19 protein-coding genes are annotated in these 21,769 nt (G+C 41.1%); 10 read left to right on the forward strand and 9 right to left on the reverse strand.

Annotation, left to right across the window (positions count from 1 at the left end; all coding sequences use genetic code 11):
* The first annotated feature begins 49 nt into the window (after positions 1-49).
* From HPE63_RS06625 to HPE63_RS06655, 7 genes are all read left to right on the forward strand, one after another.
* The gene (locus HPE63_RS06625; protein ID WP_188313469.1) at positions 50-607 is read left to right on the forward strand and encodes a dihydrofolate reductase family protein; all 558 of its coding nucleotides are present in this window, start codon (positions 50-52) and stop codon (positions 605-607) included.
* Positions 604-1,017: a VOC family protein gene (locus tag HPE63_RS06630; RefSeq protein WP_188313470.1), complete on the forward strand. Its 414-nt coding sequence runs from the start codon at positions 604-606 to the stop codon at positions 1,015-1,017. Before HPE63_RS06625 ends, HPE63_RS06630 begins: the two co-directional genes overlap by 4 nt.
* A 12-nt stretch (positions 1,018-1,029) precedes the next feature.
* The gene (locus HPE63_RS06635; protein WP_188313471.1) at positions 1,030-1,467 is read left to right on the forward strand and encodes an SRPBCC family protein; all 438 of its coding nucleotides are present in this window, start codon (positions 1,030-1,032) and stop codon (positions 1,465-1,467) included.
* A 31-nt stretch (positions 1,468-1,498) separates the two neighbouring features.
* Positions 1,499-1,888: a VOC family protein gene (locus HPE63_RS06640; RefSeq protein WP_188313472.1), complete on the forward strand. Its 390-nt coding sequence runs from the start codon at positions 1,499-1,501 to the stop codon at positions 1,886-1,888.
* 5 nt (positions 1,889-1,893) lie between these two features.
* Entirely contained in the window at positions 1,894-2,673 is a 780-nt protein-coding gene (locus HPE63_RS06645) for an SRPBCC domain-containing protein (RefSeq protein ID WP_188313473.1), read from the forward strand.
* Between the two features lie 47 nt (positions 2,674-2,720).
* On the forward strand, positions 2,721-3,173 hold the full coding sequence (locus tag HPE63_RS06650; RefSeq protein ID WP_188313474.1) for a DUF1569 domain-containing protein: 453 nt from the start codon (positions 2,721-2,723) through the stop codon (positions 3,171-3,173).
* A 432-nt stretch (positions 3,174-3,605) separates the two neighbouring features.
* Positions 3,606-4,922: a tyrosine-type recombinase/integrase gene (locus HPE63_RS06655; protein WP_188313475.1), complete on the forward strand. Its 1,317-nt coding sequence runs from the start codon at positions 3,606-3,608 to the stop codon at positions 4,920-4,922.
* A 197-nt stretch (positions 4,923-5,119) separates the two neighbouring features.
* On the opposite strand, the gene HPE63_RS06660 is transcribed toward HPE63_RS06655, so the two are convergent.
* Together HPE63_RS06660 and HPE63_RS06665 are read right to left on the reverse strand one after the other, a co-directional pair.
* On the reverse strand, positions 5,120-7,432 hold the full coding sequence (locus HPE63_RS06660) for a relaxase/mobilization nuclease domain-containing protein (protein WP_188313476.1): 2,313 nt from the start codon (positions 7,430-7,432) through the stop codon (positions 5,120-5,122).
* Positions 7,433-7,434: 2 nt separating this feature from the next.
* Entirely contained in the window at positions 7,435-7,812 is a 378-nt protein-coding gene (locus tag HPE63_RS06665; protein WP_188313477.1) for a hypothetical protein, read from the reverse strand.
* Between the two features lie 565 nt (positions 7,813-8,377).
* On the opposite strand from HPE63_RS06665, the gene HPE63_RS06670 reads away from it, so the two are divergent.
* Positions 8,378-8,893, forward strand: coding sequence for a hypothetical protein (locus tag HPE63_RS06670; RefSeq protein ID WP_188313478.1), 516 nt, complete (start codon positions 8,378-8,380; stop codon positions 8,891-8,893).
* 22 nt (positions 8,894-8,915) lie between these two features.
* Here the strand turns inward: HPE63_RS06670 and HPE63_RS06675 are convergent, their stop codons facing one another.
* The 6 genes from HPE63_RS06675 to HPE63_RS06700 all read right to left on the reverse strand — a co-directional run bounded on the left by HPE63_RS06675 (position 8,916) and on the right by HPE63_RS06700 (position 18,965).
* Complete coding sequence (locus HPE63_RS06675; protein WP_188313479.1) at positions 8,916-9,185, reverse strand: hypothetical protein; 270 nt, start codon at positions 9,183-9,185, stop codon at positions 8,916-8,918.
* 2 nt (positions 9,186-9,187) lie between these two features.
* Positions 9,188-9,457, reverse strand: a complete 270-nt coding sequence (locus tag HPE63_RS06680) for a helix-turn-helix domain-containing protein (protein ID WP_188313480.1) — start codon at positions 9,455-9,457, stop codon at positions 9,188-9,190.
* Between the two features lie 542 nt (positions 9,458-9,999).
* Entirely contained in the window at positions 10,000-11,961 is a 1,962-nt protein-coding gene (locus HPE63_RS06685) for a glycoside hydrolase family 3 protein (protein WP_188313481.1), read from the reverse strand.
* A 178-nt stretch (positions 11,962-12,139) separates the two neighbouring features.
* Complete coding sequence (locus tag HPE63_RS06690) at positions 12,140-13,003, reverse strand: ThuA domain-containing protein (RefSeq protein ID WP_188313482.1); 864 nt, start codon at positions 13,001-13,003, stop codon at positions 12,140-12,142.
* 4 nt (positions 13,004-13,007) lie between these two features.
* Positions 13,008-15,476 carry a beta-N-acetylhexosaminidase gene (locus HPE63_RS06695; protein ID WP_188313483.1) on the reverse strand — a complete coding sequence of 823 codons (2,469 nt, stop codon included), beginning with the start codon at positions 15,474-15,476 and terminating at the stop codon, positions 13,008-13,010.
* 33 nt (positions 15,477-15,509) lie between these two features.
* A complete protein-coding gene (locus HPE63_RS06700; protein ID WP_188313484.1) occupies positions 15,510-18,965 on the reverse strand; it encodes a ThuA domain-containing protein in 3,456 nt (1,151 codons plus the stop codon).
* A gap of 113 nt (positions 18,966-19,078) precedes the next feature.
* On the opposite strand from HPE63_RS06700, the gene HPE63_RS06705 reads away from it, so the two are divergent.
* Positions 19,079-19,852: an NUDIX hydrolase gene (locus HPE63_RS06705; protein WP_188313485.1), complete on the forward strand. Its 774-nt coding sequence runs from the start codon at positions 19,079-19,081 to the stop codon at positions 19,850-19,852.
* A gap of 392 nt (positions 19,853-20,244) precedes the next feature.
* Positions 20,245-20,832, forward strand: a complete 588-nt coding sequence (locus HPE63_RS06710; RefSeq protein WP_188313486.1) for an HD domain-containing protein — start codon at positions 20,245-20,247, stop codon at positions 20,830-20,832.
* A gap of 93 nt (positions 20,833-20,925) precedes the next feature.
* Here the strand turns inward: HPE63_RS06710 and HPE63_RS06715 are convergent, their stop codons facing one another.
* Positions 20,926-21,675 carry a universal stress protein gene (locus tag HPE63_RS06715; RefSeq protein ID WP_188313487.1) on the reverse strand — a complete coding sequence of 250 codons (750 nt, stop codon included), beginning with the start codon at positions 21,673-21,675 and terminating at the stop codon, positions 20,926-20,928.
* Positions 21,676-21,769 lie beyond the last annotated feature (94 nt).

The following is a 21,769-nucleotide window of genomic DNA, read 5'->3' on the forward strand; positions in this document are numbered from 1 at the left end:
CCCTTTATCTTTGGAATGGTGTGTTCGGAAAATCATTAATACCCATTATATGAGAAAAGTAATATTGTCGATGATGATGTCCTTGGATGGATATATCGAAGGATCGAATGGGGAAATCGATTGGCATGTATGGAACGAGGAAATGTCCGATTATATGATGGATTTTTTTAAAACCGTGGATACGTTTATATATGGCCGTAAATCATATGAACTAATGCTGACCTACTGGCCTTTTGAAACTGGGGAATTTGCCGATATTATGAACAGAACCCCTAAAATAGTCTTCTCAAAAACCTTGGATAAAGTGGAATGGAATTCAAGGTTGATCAAACAAAATGTAATCGAAGAAATACAGTTGGAAAAAAGGAAGACAGGTAAGGATTTGGTTTTGTTCGCCGGTGCCGATATCGCTTCGACTTTTTTGGAATACGGTTTGATCGATGAATTTCGGTTGATTGTAAATCCGGTCGTTCTAGGGAAAGGTACTTCGCTGTTCCAAGTTAGAAACCAAATGAAATTGGAGTTACTCGAATCCAGAACCTTTGACTGCGGAAACACCCTGCTACGTTATAGCTCAAAAAACAGACCTTTAAACAAAATCAAATGAAAACAATCTGGCTCAACCTCCCTGTAAAAGACCTTCAAAAATCGAAGCAGTTCTTTCGCGACATAGGCTTTCGTGAAAATCCCATGCATAAAGAGGTCAGGCATCTGGGTAGCTTTTTGATTGGTGACAGCAATTTTGTCTTGATGCTTTTTCCCGAAGGGGACATAAAAAATTATACCCAAAATGAAATTACCGACACGGCCAAAAGCAATGAGATGCTCATAAACATCGATGCGCAGTCGAAAGAGGAAGTAGACGCTTTCGCCAACAAGGTCACCAAAGCTGGCGGCAATGTTTATTTTAAACCTACCGAAGTAGATGGTTGGATGTACATTCTAAGCTTTGCCGATCTGGATGGCCACCGTTGGAGCATGTTATACATGGAACCGGAGAAAATGCCTAAACAATAAAACAATTCAATCATGGAAAGAAAAGAATTTAAAACGACTATCAATGCCCCTAGGGAAAAAGTTTGGAAGGTGTTATGGGGCGATAGCACCTACCCCAAATGGACGGCCCCTTTTGGGGAAGGTTCCCGTGCCGAGACCGATTGGAAGGAAGGCAGCAAAGTGCATTTTCTTAGCGCCGATGGAGGGGGAATGGTTTCCCGAATCGCTAAGAACCGACCCAATGAATTTATGTCCATAGAACATTTGGGCATTGCAAAGAACGGTGTGGAGGATACCACGAGCGAAAAAGTAAAGGAATGGAAAGGCGCCATGGAAAACTACTCCCTTTTAGACAAAGAAGGCAAAACAATGCTATTAGTTGCCATGGATATAGCTGATGAATATCTCGATTATTTTGTGAAAGTATGGCCAAAAGCATTTGAAAAGGTAAAGGAACTTTCGGAAAAATAGCACCTAAGACAATCCCTTAAATTAATTCATTATGAAAACAAATCCCGTAGTATGGTTCGAAATCTATGTTGACGAACTACCAAGAGCACAAAAATTTTACGAAACGGTATTCGACCTGACCTTGAACGAACTTCCAACGCCGGATGCTGTGGATGATGGCATGAAAATGTTAGCGTTTCCAAGCGATATGGAATCGAAGAATAGTGCCTCGGGCGCACTGGTCAAAATGGAAGGCTTTAAGGCCGGCAACAACAGTACCATCGTATATTTTGCCAGTGAGGATTGCAGTATCGAGGAAGCACGGATAGCGGCCGCAGGAGGAAATGTCCATAAGTCCAAAGTATCACTTGGGGACTACGGTTTTATGGTGCTCGCCAATGATACCGAAGGTAATATGTTCGGCATACATTCGATGGCCTAATTATTATGAAAACCGATAAAATAAAAACAGTCGATGAGTATATAAAAGCGTTCCCCAGGGGGAAACAGACCCTATTGACAAACATACGAGCGGTAATAAGGGAAGTTGCGCCACATGCGGAGGAAGGTATTAGCTACGGAATGCCGGCTTATAAACTAGGAGGCAAACCCTTGGTTTACTTTGCCGCCTTCGATAAACATATAGGCTTCTATGCCACTCCTACGGGTCACTCGGCAATCAAAAAAGAATTGTCAATTTATAAACAGGGCAAAGGATCTGTGCAATTCCCGTTGGGCGAAACCCTGCCAATTGAACTGATAAAAAAAATTGTGAAATTTAGAGTCCAAGAAAACACATCCAGTATGAAAACAACCGATAAAATCAGCATTACCTCAACCGTGAATAACAATATCAAAACGGTTTGGAAAACTTGGACAAAACCGGAACATATCAAAAATTGGAACAACGCTTCTGACGATTGGCATACCACCAAGGCTAAAAATGACCTAAAAGTAGGTGGCAAATTCAGTTCAAGGATGGAGGCCAAAAACGGCAGTATGGGCTTTGATTTTGGGGGTACATATGATGAGGTGATCCCTAACAAATATATCTCATATACGCTTGACGATGGCAGAAAGGTTACCATCCATTTTGTAGAAACAGTAAATGGTATTAGGGTTACGGAAACATTTGAACCAGAGAGCGAGAACCCAAAGGATATGCAGCGACAGGGTTGGCAGGCCATATTGGATAATTTCAAACGCTATGTAGAAGCGGTTAATTAGTATTTAAAATTTGTAATTGTAAGTCGGCCCCTTATAGCGAAAGAAAAATGAAAACAATTTTTGACCAGAAAATCAAGGAGGCCCTAATTGAAAGAATCGAAAAAATCAATGAAACCGACCAAGCCCAATGGGGCAAAATGAACGTTTACCAAATGGTCAGGCACAACACCTATTGGAATGGCTGGATATTGGGCCAAGACAAGCATAGCTACACACAGTCTTTTATGGGAAAACTATTCGGAAAAAGGGTGTTGAAGAATATGGTAAAAGACGAAAAACCTTTGGATAAAAATATTCCGACTTCCGTTCAGTTCAAAGTGAAAGAAATAAGCGGCGATTTGGATACAGAGAAGGCAAAATGGATTTCATTGATTAAAGCCTTTGACAATTATGATAATCCTGACTTTGTACACGACTTCTTCGGAAAAATGACAAAGGAACAAATTGGAATTCTGGCTTATAAACATACCGACCATCATTTAAGGCAGTTTGGGGCTTAACACATTTACCAGACTGAAAACGCGATCCCAGCAAATTAGAGTTGTCTTCTAATGCTGCCAAACCAACCATTAATTTCCTCCCCCAAGTTCTCTACGAAAAAAGCCACCCATTTTCATGGATGGCCAGGTGTCGCTTTTAGCTCCTCCTCTTGGGCTTACCTCGGCTACGCTCGGCACAGGCTTCTCCCCCAAGTTCTCTACGAAAAAAGCCACCCATTTTCATGGATGGCCAGGTGTCGCTTTTAGCTCCTCCTCTTGGGCTCGAACCAAGGACCCTCTGATTAACAGTCGGTTTACTTATGGTTCCATATGGTTTTATATGCCTTGAAATGCCCATTTTATGGGTATTTTACTTATCTTTAATATCAATACAAACCATTTAAAATCAAAAAAAGCACGCCAAAAGCACGCCACTTTTTTAAGCTGATAATTATGGCCACAATCAAGATAGCCTTTGATAAACGGGCAGATCACAAAACTAAAGATAAAAAATATCCTTTGGTATTGCGTCTAGGGCACGACAGAAAAACACGTGATATACCTTTCAATTTACATTTGAAAGATAATCAGTATGATTTTTCAACCGGAAAGATAACTGGAATCATGAACGCTACAAGACATACCAAGCGCACCCGAAAAATTTATTCGGATGTCGATTTATGGATGGATGAGCATGGAGGCGAAATAAAGAATTGGGAGATAAAAAAGTTGAAATCTGAAATCGAACGAATATTCTTCAAGAAATCTCCATCACATTCCATACTCAATCATGGTGCGGTCTATCTTAATCGGCTTCGACTTGAAGAACGTTTTTCCACAGCAAGTTCTTACGAAGACGCTCTGAAAGCCTTGATCAAATTCCGTAAAAGTCTAAAAGGGGAGGATGATACGGTTTTAATCAAAACACTTTTTGAATTAAAGGACGGCAAATTAAAAGTGCTCGATGATTACAATGATTTGGATATGGAAATCAAGGCCATGGACTACGCCTTTTCAAAAGATTTTAAGGCATACATGAGTAACCGCTATAAATCAAAAAATACGCCCGCTATACACCTTAGGAGCTTACAGGCCATTATGAACGATGCAGGAAAAACATATCAAGACCTAAAAGACCATAAGCCGTTGTCGAGTATTAAAAAGCAAAGTCATGAGAATGCACCTGCCCCTCTAAGTTTAGAAGATATCAACGCTATCAGAAAGTTAAAATTAGAAGCTCGCACTTCGATATGGGATACCCGCAATTTTTTATTGTTTATGTTCAACAACATGGGCATGAACCATTTTGACATGGCCATTTTAAAACGTTTTCAATTCAACGACAATCGCATCAAATATTTTCGTAAAAAAACTATTTATGAAGGAGATTACTTTAGCGTTCTACAAAATGAAGAATCCCTTAAAATCATTGGGTATTACCTAAACGGCAAAAATGATGACGAGTACCTATTTCCTATAATTCCAGAAAATACAACGCCCGAAAGATTACATACAGTAAATAATGGAAAGGTCAAAACATTCAATAAGTATGCTAAAAGAATTGCGAAATTGGCAGGGATTGAAAAAAAGATAACTACATATACCATAAGAGATACTTGGACAAACATCGGCTTGGACATGGGTATCGACATCCGCAAAATTTCATCGGGCCTTGGGCATTCTAGTGTTCAGGTAACAGAAAAGCATTATGGAAAAAGCGTTTCAGAGAAAATACTGGACGAAATAAATGCCAAAATCACATCATCATAGGAAATAGACTAGTTCAATTATAACTACCATAAACTTAGTTATGTCGGGGGTTGATCTCGGAATTATCCAAATGAGCAGAAAGCGGTTTTTGGTTTTCTATTTGTCCTAGCAAATAGATTCTTTTCTTTCTTCTCCCTATCCACAAAAAAGCGCCCGTCAGGGCGCAAAATCCTTTACCGAAAGTACCTCTATTAAATTTAACACGGAAGCCCCATACCCCTACTTTTCCTCTTGTTTTTTGTAAAATCAGTAAACTCGTCCTTGAACCCATTATACATATCTTCGGTTTTTGTACTGCTACCGCCCAATATTGAACTGATAGCATAAGCACCTTTGCGCAGTACATAGTTTTGCTGGATACTGGATTGTCTTTCGGATGCCACGATTATACTTTCACGAAGACCATTATCCATATGGTGCTGCACCATCTCACGATGTAAGTTCGGGTAGACTTTTTCGGCCGTTAACATAAAGGCCACTTTACTATACACGCCTCTTTCCATAAGATGTCCTGACCAAAGGTTTTCGAGCCTGTTCCTCCCATCTTCAACCAAGTTATTGATAACGGGTCGCTGTTCTTTTAATGTTTCGGTCAAATTAGGAATTGAACTCAAATAAAGGCTTGTTCTTCTGGGCAAGGTATGAGCTGATTCGTTGCGCGTATAAATGGATTTGATTTTAAAGCCTTCCTCACCTATTGTAAAATAGAACCCCTTAGCATTGAAAAGGGCGATATAGTCCTTTGCCGATTTTTCAAATGGTGAATGCCTACGTTCGGCATCCTTTATATAAGCACTTAATGCCAAGCTTTCGTACTGCGTTTTGAATTCGGGGTTCATTCTTTTATAGAGCTTGGGGAATATCATCGGCAAGAACATAGCGGTCGCCGTCAGTTTGGGACTGTTGTCAGAAGATTGTTCCGTCAACATTTGGAACATCAAATGGTTTTGCCGAACAAAGCCCGTGGATACATAGTTTTCCATTTCCTTCGGAAAAGATAGCTTGCCCAGTTTTACAGGAATCGTATGTCTATCCGAATTCGTAAAGGACAATTGGTTATCATGATACTTTACGCCCAACGCTTGGAACAAGAGACGGACACTTCCCTGCTCCGTGCCGACATTGAAGATTTTATTTTTTAATACCTTACCAATGAGCTTGAATTTGCTTTCCAAGGTTTCCTGTTCCTTTTTGGTTTCCAATTCATATAATCTTTGCCTGACCATCGGAAAGGTATTTCCTAAAGCTTTCCTGAGTTCCGTCCTTTGATTTCTTTGGAGGTAACGTTCCAGGAAATTATGTTTTTTTGAGGCCATCAAGCTCGGTAAGATATCTCCGAAGTTCTTGGTCATGATATGCTCCGAAAGTAGTCCTTGTTGTTTGGAGGATTGCAGATATGATGTGGTCAATGCTTCTTTTATCAGCTTTTGCATTTCCAATTTGAACTGCTTGCTTTCGGTATCGATTTGCGTGGGTGCGTTGTCGTTACCGAAAATATCCAAACGGTTTTGCATTCGGATGTTTCGGGAAAGTTCCCTTGCCCTGAAAACATACATCGATTTGTCATAGATGGTAAATCCTTCAGTGGTTTCTTCTTTCTTGTCCAGTTTTATGTCGATATCCTGATATTCTTTTAGGACTTCACCGAGTTCTTGTGGATGGATGGTTCGAAAAAGGTCATAGGTTGTTTCTATCTGTTTCAGCAGTCTTTTCCGGTGCATTGGCAACAGCTTCGATTTGGAATGTACATCAAATACCTTTTGTAGTTTCGGGCCGCTTAGATTATGGTGTACCTCGGAGCCGTTGATGAAATTTGTTCGATATCCCTTTTGGTTGTCCAGTCCGTACTTTACCCCTATCCTTCCCGTTTCGTTCTTTGTGGTCTTTACTTCAATGTGATAGGGCTTGACCAATCTTGCCAGTTCATCGAAACTCCGCATCTTATGTTTTTGGTTGATGCTATTGAGTACATCTTGTAAGTAATACCTCGTTCCCTTTTCAGCATCCATGCCGAACTGTAGTTCGGGTAATCTGTGAATCGGAAGTTGCTCTTTCCGTTTTGTTGTCGGAGCTTCGTACAGGCCATATTTTTTTTCCAAATGCTGCCGTGTCGCCATGCTCCTTCTATGGCTATTGAAGATACCTAGTACCTGTCCATTTTCCTTTACGTTGGTCGTTACAATATGGACGTGTTCATGCTCGGTATCCGTATGTCTGACTACGACATAGGGCTGCTCCCCGTAGCCCATATTCTCCATATACTCCATGGAAATCTTTAGGAAAGTATTGTCGTCTAGGTGTTCCCCATGGGGAAGGTTCAAGCTGATGTGCGCATAGCGATTTTTGGTGGCATTGCGCTGTCCCTGAAAATGGAGGACGCTCCCGAAGAACTTTGGCGATATGCTTTGGGAAAACGTGTTGCCGTACCCCATTATTCGCATACCTTCTTTTCCAAGAACGTACTTCAACGTTCCCTGACAGGTATCGCCATAGATCAGCTTCGCTATCATTCCTATTTTTCGTTTATGATTTCCAAAAGTTGGTAAAGCAATTCATTGGTTATTTGTATTTCGTTTTGCAAACTACTGTTAGGGCTTCGCAGATTTTTACGGTGTGCAAGCTTGACCAGTTGGTTGATATTGTTTCCGATTTTGTTGAAATGATAGGCAAGGTTAGAAGTGTCGGGAAGCCTATCCTTTTCCTCTGACCCTTGTTGCAAAATCAATCTTCTGAGTAACGGACTTATCGTTCCCCTTTTGGAAATATCCAAGCCATAGGATTCGCAAATTTTTCTCAATTTGTCGTATTCCGTATCGTTGAACCTAAGCATTACGTTATGGTATCGCTTCTTGTTTCCCAATCGTTTTCGACCTCTTTTCTGTTGTTCCATTTTCGTTGCTTTTCAGGGCAAAACACTTCGTCAGAAGTAGACGATTCTAAGTTACTTAGAATACACCTCGCTATCCGTTTCACGGATAAATATAAGTTATAGATTTCTATTACAACTATCTTATATTCAATTATTTAACCCATAATATCAGATAAGTCCATATGGATTCAAATGGGTACAGATATAAAATTTATCTGGTCTAATATGGTATTGAAATAATGCAAAAAAATACGGAAGTGTTCAAGTTTTTTGTGGGTAGGGAGAAAAAAGAGCAAGCGGCCTTTTCGCCGCTTGGACTTTTGCGCGGCCGCGAGGGGGTCGTGCAAAACCGGAACGGAAAGGCTTCATGGACGGACCGGCTAAGCATGTCCGAACGGGAAGGATTGGAGTGGAGTTTTTGTACGACTTCCGCAGCGGCTTGGGTATGCTTGGATGAATAAAAAAAGTTAAAAAGAGTATTACGTAATTCTTTAAAATCTGTACTCGGTATCTTTGGACAATATCAAAATCTTATAATGTAAACTACAAGAAAATTTAAAGCACTTTGATAAGTATTAGCGACAGAATGTTCATTACAAAAGAGGTCAATTCGGCTACGGTAACCTATTTTAAAAAGTCGGTTCTTCGTAAACTTTTGATGACTTTTTCCTTCGAACCGTTATCAAATGATAATACTATTACGGACTTGTTCAGAAGCGTCAACCATTATGAGTTTGACTTGCCCTATGAAATCAGACTTGGACTATTCGAAATGCTGTGGCGATTCAAAAACAGCCTTGAAAAAGATGAACTTACCTCGCTGTACTTTTGGGGCCTCAACCAAAAATACATGTGCTATTTCGAGGATTATTTAGCTGGTTGTGATACCTATTCGGAAAAGAAATTCGATATGGAATTTGGCAGGTCTCTTGCCTATAAAATCTATGAACCCAATGCTAGTGGATTGGAGGAGGATGTTATGGAAGAACTCAAACTGCTCTTATGTAATTTCGCAAGTGAATTTGATCTTTCGCTGGTTGATAAATATACCTATGGGGATATCTATGAAATAATGGAAATGTACTGCTCAGAAATAAATTGATTTTTATCGAATCTTCCTGCAGTTACAAGCTCGGTCCTCTACCACGGGATTTACCTTTCTTCCTTTTAAGCATATCGTCCTTGCTTACATCCAACGATTCGTTCTTCTTGATATTTATGGATAGTTTGGCTTCATCGATAAATTGTTGCATACCCATATGCATCGGATTTTTTGATAATAGCTTCCCTTGGTTCTGAAGAATGTGCGTTTCTAGGTTCAACTCCTTTGCCACACGGTAGCCCAGATTAAAGGAACTTTTAAATTTTTCGTCTACTTTGATTTCTTCTTCCATGATTAAAAAGTTTCCCGTGCGTGTTTCTCGATATATTCCATAACGGAATCCCTATCATAAAGGATAATTTTCTTTTGAGGTTGGGAATATCTGATCTTTCCCTCGTCCCTTAATTTTTGCAATGTGGTCGTGGACTTTATTCTGAGTATGGACATCACCTCCGCCCCATCGATCCATTTATCCTCGGTATCCTTTCTATTGGCCTCAACGTGTTCGACCACCTTTTTGAACAGGGCATAAAAAGCCTCCTTATGTAAAACGACCACCTCCATAAAATGATTTATACACCCATAAGATATGTTTTCTATTTAGCCAAGGCCTTGGATTTCGATAAATCACACGTTAATTCGTTATGAGGTATCAGTTGGATAGACACATCCTAAGCTTTTGTGGTCAGGGAGAAAAAAGGGCAAGCGGCCTATTCGCCGCTTGTTCTTTTGCGCGGCATCGAGGATATCGGGCAAACCTGGAACGGAAAAACTTCCCATACAGGCCAGCGAAGCGTGTCCGTATGGGGAGGATTGGAGTGAAAGGTTTGCCCGATTTCCGCAGAGGCTTGGAGAAAACCCACGCATTACTTAATTAAATGAATGTTTCACTACTGATAAAACAAGACTTTGCGACATTAATAAATAACATATTGATACCTCGCCCATATATAGGTAATCAGTAAGAGATCAAAAAGATAGTTTACATTGGGAATCACAAAATACCATACTATAAATCAAGATTTCATAGCCCAAATCCCATAAAGGTTTGGCGAGGTTGTCTAAACATCTTCAATTCTCAAATTAAAGAATATCATGATTTGTAGTTACTTGTAAGACAACCCAAACCCAAAAGGGTATAGTGGGTCTTTGGAATCATATTGAACATCTTCTTTTTGGTTTTCAACGGCTTCCCAAGAAGACGGAAGCTCAAAAGGTAATTTCCCCGAGGGATTCACTTTTCCGAAAAGTACATCCATCAATACTTCATCGCTAGTGCCGAATTCTCCAAAAAGGGCACTTGAAGCCTTATCGATTTCCGTCAAAATAGCAGCGCGTTCTAGATTTGCTACTACGATCGCAGGCTTTTGATTTATCAGATCCAATAGTTCCTTTTTTTCTTCATATGAATAATAGAGCCTTCCTTGATTGAAGAAACTTTCCAGAAAATACTCATCCCGTGGCTCGAAAGGTGTTCGTATCTTTTTTAAGATAACATCGGCGTCTTGAGGGTTGTCTACTAACGCTCCATCTGTATTGATGACTTCCGGGGTCAGCATTCCCTCGGCATAAATCTTGGTTCCTTTTTTAAGGGGAAGCAATCCATCGTTTTTTAATAGCACCATTGATTTGCTCTGCGCAATTTTTCCTTTTTCACGAAAAGACTTTTTTCCGGCAATCTGCGCCGCTTCTTTTTCGTCTACATAAGGATTATCAAAAAGTCCCAAACGAAACTTATCGAGCATAATCCGCTTGACGGAAATATTTATGCGGTCTTCGGAAATGGCTCCGTCCTTTACCAATTCCACAATGAGCTCTGGTATACTTTCGCCACCGAACTGATCGCAACCCGCATCGATTACCTTTTTTACCCGCTCTTTGAGAGTTAAGTTTTCAACGCCCCATGCACGGCCTTCGCCCATTCGTGAATCGGTAATGATGTTCCAATCCGTACAAACTACCCCTTTAAAGTTTAAAGAATCTCGAAGTAATGTGGTTATGATATCCTTGTTGAAACCAAAAGCCACATCCTCGTTGGTCTGCCCTATCGGAATTCCATAGTAAGGCATTATCTGGGCCGTATTTGCCTCGAAAGCCCCCTCTGTAAATGGAATTACGTGATAGTCAAAATTATTTCCTGGATATACTTGGTTCTTGCCATATGGAAAGTGGGCATCCTCGCCATTTTCTTGCGGGCCTCCCCCAGAAAAGTGTTTTGTCATACAGGCGACCCCATTTTGATCTAACGAATCGCCTTGAAATCCTAAGACGTACGCTTTCGTCATCATTGCAGAAAGATGCGCATCTTCGCCAAAAGTACCGTTCGACCTACCCCATCTTGGTTCAGTTGCCAAGTCGGCCATTGGGTGCAGTGCCAAACGTATACCGACAGCCGTATATTCCCGTCTTGCGATATCCGCAAACTCACGAACCAATACCGTATCCCTTGTTGCGGCTAGGCCCAAAGAACTAGGCCATTGCGAGAATGCCGGAGTGTACAAACTCGCTCCCGGATTATTTTCGGTGCCGTGCCGAGGGTCAGAGGCAATGGTTATGGGAATGCCCAAACGCGTGCGTTCGGCCATTTTTTGTACGCTGTTATTGTATTTTGCCAAAAGATCGGCATCTATGGAAGTCAGAATATTAAAGCTGTTCATTTTCTTTTGGGCGATCATCTCCGAATTGGACGGCAGCATGAAGGACATAATCAATGTCATTGGGTCCGTTGAAAAAACAGGCTTTTCCATAGGTTCCCCGTCAGGGGTCGTACCGATCATATTGACGAACATGGATCCTGCTTTTTCTTCCAAGGTCATCTGGGATACGAGATCGTTAGCACGGTCTTCTAGAGATGCTTTTGGATTTTCATAGACATCTAATTTTCCATTTTTATTCAAATCCCTAAACGAGATTCCGTTTTGGGTACTAGAAGTCGCCTCTTCGCCAAGCAAATCAAAATTACTACTTGATGCCAATGCCATTTTTGTGTAAATCACTAAAAAAGCGACAATTAGAATTCCTAGTATGGCCAATAGCCCGTATTTGAGAATTTTTAAGACTTTTTTCATTTCTATGTGTTTAAATGTTACCTATTATCAAACTCCTTAAAGCTTAATTATTAGGCCAACCACGGGTATTTTCGGTTTGGACGGATAAGATCGCCCCTGACATAATAAATGCCATAACCAATAGATTAACAATCGATTTTTTCATGTGTTTTTTTTAAGTTAGGATATTCTTATTTTTCTATTCGTCATTGAATTTTCCGGCCCATTGAATCGCGTTTTCAAGCATTTGTAAATGTTCGGGTTCTTCAAAGGCACTACCCGCATGGCCCAGGGCGGAATAGAACACCCGACCTTTGCCAACCGTATTATACCAAACGATAGGATGGTCGTCGCCCATACCAAAATCCTTATCGGAAGCCAAAAGTGGAATGTTTCCGCTCATGTTCATATTGCCTTCATCCAATGTGTAAAGAACTTTGAAACCCTTATCGCGCGGACTGTCATAGAAAACATACCATTCCTCTTCACGCTCCCATTTGGTCGGTAGAGCTTTAGTCAGTGTTGCATTTCCTTCCTCTAAATGCATTGTTCCCATTTGAAATTGTGGATTCAACGAATGATGTGAAAACAGGGTGCCGATTACATTTTTTTCATACCATTCCCATTGATGGGAATTATCGCCCGAGGCATGAACGCCTAGATAGCCCCCTCCATTTTCCAAATAGGATTTGAAATTTTTACGCTGTTCCTCGTCCAAAACCTTCCTGCTGCAATTGTTCCAGATGACCACATCGAATTTTTGCAATTGCTCTGGATTAAAAACAGCACCATTATCTGTAGAGAAAAGTTTCCATCCGTTGTTCTTGGCCATTTTCTCAAAAGCGGGAATGGAAGCATCAATCGCTTCGCCATGTCGAAACCCATTGGTTTTAGAGAATAGCAGGATCGTATTTCCGATCATATCCGCAGGTAGCTCTGGCGGGTCGCTTTCGTAAAAATTAAATCCATAGCGCGCTTTATAGATAAAAAGGCCCATTGCTATTACGAACAGTAAAAACAATCCCAAAACAATCTTTAGGGCGATTTTTAGTTTACGTTTCATACTACTATTCCTGGTTATGTTGAATCAATTTTTTCAGTCCTGACTCAATCGGAAGTTTGGTGCCGCCATGACCCATACCTGCATCAATAAAGAGCGAATCCATCTCCGGGTCATTTTTAATTACAGATTGTCCGTTCAATACGCTCAACGCCAATTCGGATAGTGCCGACAGGTTTTTTGAGTGTGCTTCAACTTCTTTCAAACGAGAATTTTCCTCAGGGAGTTCTTTCAACGAAAGCGGACTATCCTCGATATACTTTTCCGGAATTCCTAGAGCGGGTGCCAATTGCTCATGGTTTTTAGACCAAACTCGCAATTCTTCCAAAATACGTTCTTTGGCGGCAGGATCATTGGTCTCAAGGTACAAATCGACATCTTTATTGAATCGATAGGCTACATAACTTTCAGGCCGTGCGGCATCGACGATTCGGTTCAATGGAGTGTTAGTGTACAACTGAGGCTCGTAAATCAACATGCGATTGAAAAATTCATCTTCCTGTAAAACATCCACCAAATTCTGGAGGGGTTTTTGGTAGGGTTCCTGAACGATACTTTGAACGATTTCAGGCCCACTGGTCTTATGCTGTATTCCCATTTGAACCAAGTCATCATCCAACACCATCAACCTACGGTACATATCATCTACATTGGAAGTCAGAACCTGTGGACTCCATAACTTTTCTGCCACAACGGCCGCCCTAGGCCAAATTCTGGAATCTATGGTTCGGTTATCGACCATTTCACTCCATTGGCAGGCTTCGCCACCCAAGATGTTTTTTTGCTGTTCATTGGTCAAGGGCTGAATCTTTTCGAATTTAGGTAAGACTTCCCCGTTCGTCATATCGCTGCCACCGGTTTGCTTTCCCTTTACATCAATATTGAACATGGCGATACTGGCCTGTCCAATCAGGGAATCGGCCTTTTTCATCAATTCATAACTAATAGTACCCACTGAGGCCTCAGCCTCGAATTTCATTGTTTCGCCATCAAGTTGAACGTTGGTAAAATCAGTTGCACTGTCCATAAAATTCATGACTCCCCTAAGATTTTCGCCTTCCCCGAAGAAATACACATGACCATCGATTTCCGTACCCTGTACAAAAAGTTTGCATTCGTAACCTTTCCAATTGGTGGAATCAATATCTATGGTCACGGCCCCGGATATCTGCATGGGATCCACGGAGTAGTGAAACGCCGCAGGCCTTTTATGGTCGAGATAATATCCAGAGGATAAAATGGCCTTGTTGCCCGATCTTGCAGCATCCCAAAGGGATTTATGTGATCGCCATGATTGTACGGCTATACCATCCTTGGGTAAATCGGGATGAATAATCTCGTCCCAGCCCATCATTTTTTTACCGTGCTTTTTCAGTATTTTTTGAAGACGGATGTTGAAATAGGCCTGTAGTTCATGGGAATCTTCAATGTTGTTTTCCTTCATAAAGTTTTGGATTGAATCATTGGCATCCCATTGAGCGGTCTTCACTTCATCGCCTCCAATGTGCAAATATTCATCAGGAAAAAGTTCGGCCATTTCGCCAACAAACACATCCAAAAAATCATAGACCTTATCACGGGTCGGATCCATTACCGGATCGAGGATACCGAATACGGAATCCAGAACATAAGGGCCCGGGGCACTCGCTAGTTCAGGATGGCCGACAAACCAAGCCGTCGTATGCCCTGGCACATCGAATTCAGGAATAACACGTATTCCTCGATCGGAAGCGTATGCGACAATTTCCTTTATATCTTCTTGGGAATAAAAATTGCCTTGTGAACCCATTTCGTGAAGTTTCGGGAACTTTTTCGATTCCACCCGAAACCCTTGGTATTCCGTAAGATGCCAATGCAGGACGTTCATTTTGACGGCAGCCATCGCATCTAGATTTCTAAGGATGGTTTCTTTGTTTACCCAATGTCGCCCAGCATCGATCATCAATCCACGCCAAGGGAATCTAGGGTTATCCTTTAGCTCCAATTCTGGAAAGACCCAGTCGCCATTTTCTTGTTTTGCCAATTGCAAGAGTGATTCCAATCCGTACAAAATGCCAGTATCACTATTCGCAGACAGCTCTATTTTGGAATCGGAAATAGTTAAGGAATAAGATTCGTCGTCATTTAAGGAAGGGTATGCCTTAATGGTTTTTTTACAATCGATTACCAATTCAACACCTTCTTTGTTCTTAATAGGTATTTCAGTAATCTCTCCAAATCGAGAATAGAAGCGTTCAAGGCCTTTTTCGATTTTCGAATTGCTAGTACCCTTTAGGGAATGGCCAAAATCAACATTAATTAGAAAATTTCCATTGCCAAGTTCCATTTCAGAAGGCAATGGCATTAGATTGACCAGTGCTCGATCGGCATCTGAAATCGGTGGCGGTTCGGGCTTTAAAAATCCAAACCAAGCTACCGCTGCCCCAATGAGCAGCACAACAACTATTATTCCTAGAATTTTAAAGAATTTTTTCATTCCTAAATCTATTTCATTTACGCAAAAAAAGTACTAGAGCGGCTTGTTAAAAAACTCGAACCAATCAACAATTCCGACCATGGTCGATTCGTCTTTCTCTTCACTTTTAAACACTACATAGAAGTCTTGTTTTCCTTCCACCGATTTGTTGAAATTTGTTTGTAACTCCTTCAGACCAAATTCAGTTAAACCGACTTCCACTGTAATCGAGCCGAGTAAATCTCCATCTATACCTCCCACACGGAATTCCACATCGCCACCCTTAATAATTCCGGCAGCTACGGCAAACCTTCCTTTTATGGCCAGCACACCGGTCAAATCCAGATCCTTGAACATAAAATACTTTCCTTTTTGACCAATAGCGATGCTCAAAGCCTCATCCAAATCAGGTACCGTGCCGGCCGGAACGTTCATTTTTTGGGACGAACCTACATCAAAATCCTCGGCCTCTATTTTTGGATAGTTTAGCAGAAATGTCCGTTGTGCATTCAAGCCTTCGATTTCGCCACCGCCTTGATCTGTGTAACTAGCGGTCAAAATGTAGGTGCCTTGGGTCTTGCTACCGATATGCGAATCGCTTGTGTAACTTCCCGAAGGTGGATATTTCGATTTTTTGGGCGTGGCCGATTCTGAAAGACTCAAAATATATTCGGCCATTTGTTTGGCCTCGGTTTTGCTTAAATCAGGGTGTGCGGCCATGGCGACTTGGCCCCAATTACCACTACCCCCATTGATAATTTTTCCGGCCAGCATTTCAGATGCACCCGAATTGGAAGCATATTTATTGGCAATATCAAGATACGCAGGCCCGATTGATTTCTCCTTTTCCTTATGACAAGAAACGCAGTCTGACCTACCAATCAAGCTTTTACCAATAGACGAATAAGATGCATCGGCCATGTCGGAATGATCTTTCATCGCAAGCACTTTATCGCTACCTTCGGCCAAATAATCAAAAGAAACGATCACACGCGAGGGATCCAAAGTTCCGTCGGAAAGTTTGCCATCTTCGACATCGATTACATCTACTTTGTATTTGACGTCTATTGGAGAATCAGGCCAGTAAAAGCTACTGTTTCCACCGGTAATTTCCCATGTTAGCTCCGGCAATTCATTGCCCACCATGATTTCGGTTTCAGTTTCCGCTGTATTTCCTTCGGAGTCGGTTACTTCCAAGTTTACTTTGTATTTCCCGGATTCCGTAAAAGTATATGACGGATTTATTTCTGTCGATTCCTCGCCGGTATCGCTGAACGTCCAATTATAGGAAAGCTCATCCCCATCATAATCGATGGAATTTCTTCCCGCGAAATTTACGGTCAATGGATCCGCCCCGATAGTTTTGTCGGCAGCGATTTCGGCCTTTGGCGCGCGATTCCCTTTTATAAAGTCGATTCGTGAAAGTGTAGCATTGGCATTTTGCGAAAACCATCCTGTGCCATATTCCAAAATATAGAGTGCACCATCAGGCCCATATAGCATATCGATGGTATTGTTAAATTTCATATTCGGAACGATCTGCGACATTTTTTCGAACGATCCATCCTCTTTAAAGGTCACGGCGAATATCCAACCCCGCATCCAATCATAAGCTAACAATTTTCCATCGAAATAATCTGGCCAGTTGCGACCACTATCGGGATAATCATCGCTATAATAAATAGGACCAGCCATTGCATTCCGTGATCCCGTACCCAAATACGGAAATTCTTCTGAAACCGCATACGGATAATAAATCATTGCGGGTTGCGATGGTGGAAGTTCACGTAATCCCGTATTATTAGGGGATTCATTAATTGGTTTTAAGGAGTCGTAAGCGGCTCCCGTAGTATTGTCCACATAATCACGGGCGTGATACGCCTCATTGTCAGCAATAAGATAAGGCCAACCGAAATTTCCTGCTTTTTGCGCCTGATTGATTTCGTCATAGCCTCTTGGCCCAAGATTCAGGGAATCATTGTTTCCGTCTGGGCCAACCTCGCCCCAGTACAGGAATCCTGTACGCGAATCTACCGAAATACGATATGGGTTCCGATTGCCCATCACATAGATTTCTGGACGTGTTTTCGCTTCTCCTTTAGCAAATAGGTTTCCTTCGGGAATACTGTAGGTGCCATCATCTTCCGGCTTTATTCTAAGGATTTTTCCACGAAGGTCGTTTGTATTCGCGGAAGATTTTTGAGCATCCCATGGCATTCTGCCTTCGCGACGGTCAATAGGCGCATAACCATCAGCTCGCGGACTAGTATTGTCTCCTGTGGAAAGATACAGCAAGCCGTCTGGCCCGAATTCCAAAGAACCTCCCGAATGACAACATTCTTGCCTTTGTGTCGTTACTTGCAACAGGACTTTTTCGGTATCGAGCAGCAAGCTATTGTCCTTTAATTCAAAACGTGATAGGTTTTGCTTGTCATCATCAGGTTTGGAGTAATAAATGTAAACCCAACTGTTATCCTTATAATTCGGATCTACGGCAAGGCCCAATAGTCCATCTTCCAAGCCTGAGAATACATCCATGGTGTGAATGACGGAATCGGTACCTTTTTCAAGATCATAAATATGAACGTCACCCTTTCTTTCGATGAAGATTATTTCATTTGGCGATAGAAAATCAAGCTCCATGGGTTCGTTCAAATTCTGGGTAAAGACCGTTTTGGCAAAACGGTTTTCCTCAGGCATGAGTTCGGCATAAGCCTTAGTGTAATCAACAGGTTGACCCAACCCAATTGCGTATTTGATACCACCTAATAGATGGCTTAAAAATTTCGAATCTGAAAACTGCTCATTAGTATGGCCCATCCCCGTATAAAAGGAACGCCCGCCGTCGTATTCCTTATACCATGCGATTGGGTGGTTAGCGCCGTTAGTACCGCCTTCATAGGTCGATTCATCTACAGTAATCAACACATTGTTGGTCGGTTCTATTGATTTATAGTTGTACCATTCATCAGCAACCGACCAAGATTCAGGGAGAGAGTCCGTTGAAACATGATTGGGCTGCACAACAGCAACCTTACCTTCCTGTACATTGGGATTCATAGGGTGGCTGTCAAAATAGGCCCCCGAAAGCTTGCCGTACCAAGGCCAACCATATTCTGTATCCGTTGCAGAGTGAATACCGACGTAGCCCCCACCAGCCTGAATAAAGCGTTCCATTTGACTTTGCTGCACGGGATCAAGAACATTGCCGGTAGTGTTCAAAAAGACGACTGCCATGAAATCTTTTAATTTGGCTTCATTAAATAGGGTGGCATCCTCTGTGACTTCAATCGTAAAATCATTTTGTTGTCCGAGTTTTTGAATCGCATCGATACCCGATTCTATGGATTCATGTCGATAACCGTCGGTCTTCGAGAAAACCAGAACCTTTACCTCGGCGGGTTTGAACATGAAGTAGGCCGCAATTGTGATAATTGCCAATAGTATTCCTAGAACGACAAGAACCCTAAGGATTCTCCTTTTAGTCCTTCCCTTTTTCGGTTTAGTCATTCTTAATAGAACTAAGTATTTGAGTGAAATTCACTCAAATATATAACAAAAGAACTCCATTTACATTTTTATCAATTATATTCGTTTTGCAATCTATCGTTTATGCATAAATAATGACCCAATTCACAGCAGAAACCCTTGAATTTATTCGGGAGGAATTAAATTCATGCATTCCCCAATTATCCATCAACTGTGTTATTTTTAGATTTGATGGGGAAGCACTGCAAGTGGCCGTTGTGCAACAAGTACATGCAGATATGTGGACCATACCCGGCGGTTTTGTCCGTCAAACCGAGGATATTGACCTTGCCGCCAAAAGAATTCTTTTCGAACAGACCCAACTGGACAATCTTCTATTAAGTCAGTTCGGCACATTCGGAGCTGCGCAACGTGAGTTTGCCCAAGAAATCAGTAGATTTTCTACACTCGGATTTCCCGGAGAGCTTGTCAAATGGATTTCGCAACGCTTTGTTACAATCGGCTATTATAGTATTGTAGGACAAGAACAGATCGGTTTGGAAACTGGTCCATTTTTCAAAGAAGTCAAATGGATAAATGTTCTTGAAAGCAATCTATTGGCAATGGATCATGCACAATTGGTATCGGAAGCACTATTGACCCTCCGCTCAGAACTCCAGAGTAGACCTTTGATTACGAATTTCATGCCCGATATCTTTACCATACCCGAATTACAAAAATTGTTTGAGGCCATTTTGGGAAGATCTGTGGATCGCGGCAACTTTCGTCAGCGGGTTTTGAAGTCCAAGATTCTAATCAAGATTGGACAGTCCAAAGCAAAAACAAGGAGTCGCCCTCCTATACTTTATAAATTGGATAAAAAGAAATATCTCGATTCTTTGACGCAGGATGTGAAGTTGGGGTTTTAGTCAGTTAAACCGAAAGTATCCGGTGTAAACTGGTGTCGATAATTTAGACAATTAAGCAATTCTAAACTGAGGTAGCTTACAATAGGACCAGAATAATTATAATAATGACCAACTATTACTGTTGCGTTAAGAAACATTCCGTCTTTTAAAAGTATAGTAAATAAAGTATATACGGAACGTTCTTTGATTTGAATTCACGAAAAACTTTGGCTCATAAATGAAGAATTGTACTTAAATTCTCCACTACCCCAATGCTCTTATTTCTACATAAATTGATGTTAAACTCATATCTTCAAATAAGATTTAGTATATATCCATCGTTAATTAATTAGGTCAAAATGCCAAACACCAATAAAGCAAAAAAACTTTTGCGCAATCGTAAAAGTACTACTATGATTGATAAAGCTAAAGACCATTGTACTCGACTACTTTTAAACGGTTCCTGTACCAAACTTCCCTTTCATGATATAGAACATACCAAGGAAGTAGTGAATAATGTAAGGCTTATTTCCAGATATCTTGGATTCACGGACGATGAAACCGAGCCAATTCTCATAGCTGCTTGGTTCCACGACACCGGACTTTCCAAAACCTATATTGGTCATGAGGAAGTCAGCAAAGCATTGGCCTCTGATTTTTTAAAGAAAATGCAATATGATCCTGATAGGTTGGATACTGTCCTTGAGTGTATCGATGCTACCAAAATGCCACAATGTCCTAAGAACAAGTATTCCGAGGTTTTATGCGACGCCGACCTTTTCCATATCGGCACGCCCAATTTTTTCTTTAAAAAACTGCTACTACGAAGGGAATGGGCTGTCAATGGGATAATGAAGGTGAACGAGTTGGAATGGCACCATATAAACCTAAAATTTTTAAGCGGAAACCATTTCAAAACTAGGTACGGAAAAGATATTTTGGAAAAAGGGAAACTGGTCAACGAGGCAAAGGTGAAATATATTCTTAGCTTTTTTAATTAAGGGAACTCATGAGAATTTTGTTTGTGTTTAAAAATAATACCGCCCAATAAAGTCGGAGTCCCACCTAGACCTGTACTTTAAAGGTGTAAAATACTAATTGATATTGGGTATGACCAAAAGAGGAACTTCCGCCTTGAACGCCATTTTTTTCACAACAGATTCGCGGGAAATTTCTACAAAAAAACTATGCTTATGCCTTACCATTGCAATCAGCCCGACTTTTTTGTTTTCATTTGCCAAGCGGTGCAATGCTTTGGTGACCGAAACGGCTTCTTTGACCTCCTGAAACCTATGGGACAATCCCTTCAGTCGCTGTTCAAGGCGTTCTTTATTTTTTAATTGACCAGCATTTAGTTCTTTCCTGTTCTCAATATGCACAACTATAATGGTTGAATTCCAAATACGTGCTATATCCAGCATTGGGGTCAACTCATAGTCATCAGGATTGTCCGTAAATTCCGTTGCAAACATTATTTCATCGGTAGAAAATGTCAGGTTGTTCGGTACTACCATTACAGGGCATGAATCAACAGTCTTAATCGTCCTAAACGTATTACTGCCCATAAACATTTCCCGCATTGCCGTAGATCCTTTCGTACCTATAAACACATAATCTATTTTGTAGGTCAGTATAGTTTCTTCCAAAGCGTTGGAAAGAGAACCAAATACAAACAGGCCTTTGAATTTATGTTGTGGACTATGATTCCTAGTGTCAAGTTTATCGGCTAGCTCTTCAAGTTTTTGTTTGTAATTGTCCCTATTATCAGGGGAGGACGGAAGAATGATATAGGCATGCAACAGATAAAAAATACATTCTTCCCTTTTTAAAAATGTGAATGACATAGTCGATTGCTTTTTGGGCATCCTTTGAAAAATCCGTTGGTATTAGTAAATTTTTCATTGCAGCAAGCATTTATATTAGGTCGTTTTCGCTTCA

The organism is Maribacter arenosus (assembly GCF_014610845.1).
In the GTDB taxonomy this organism is placed as follows: Bacteria; Bacteroidota; Bacteroidia; order Flavobacteriales; family Flavobacteriaceae; genus Maribacter_A; species Maribacter_A arenosus.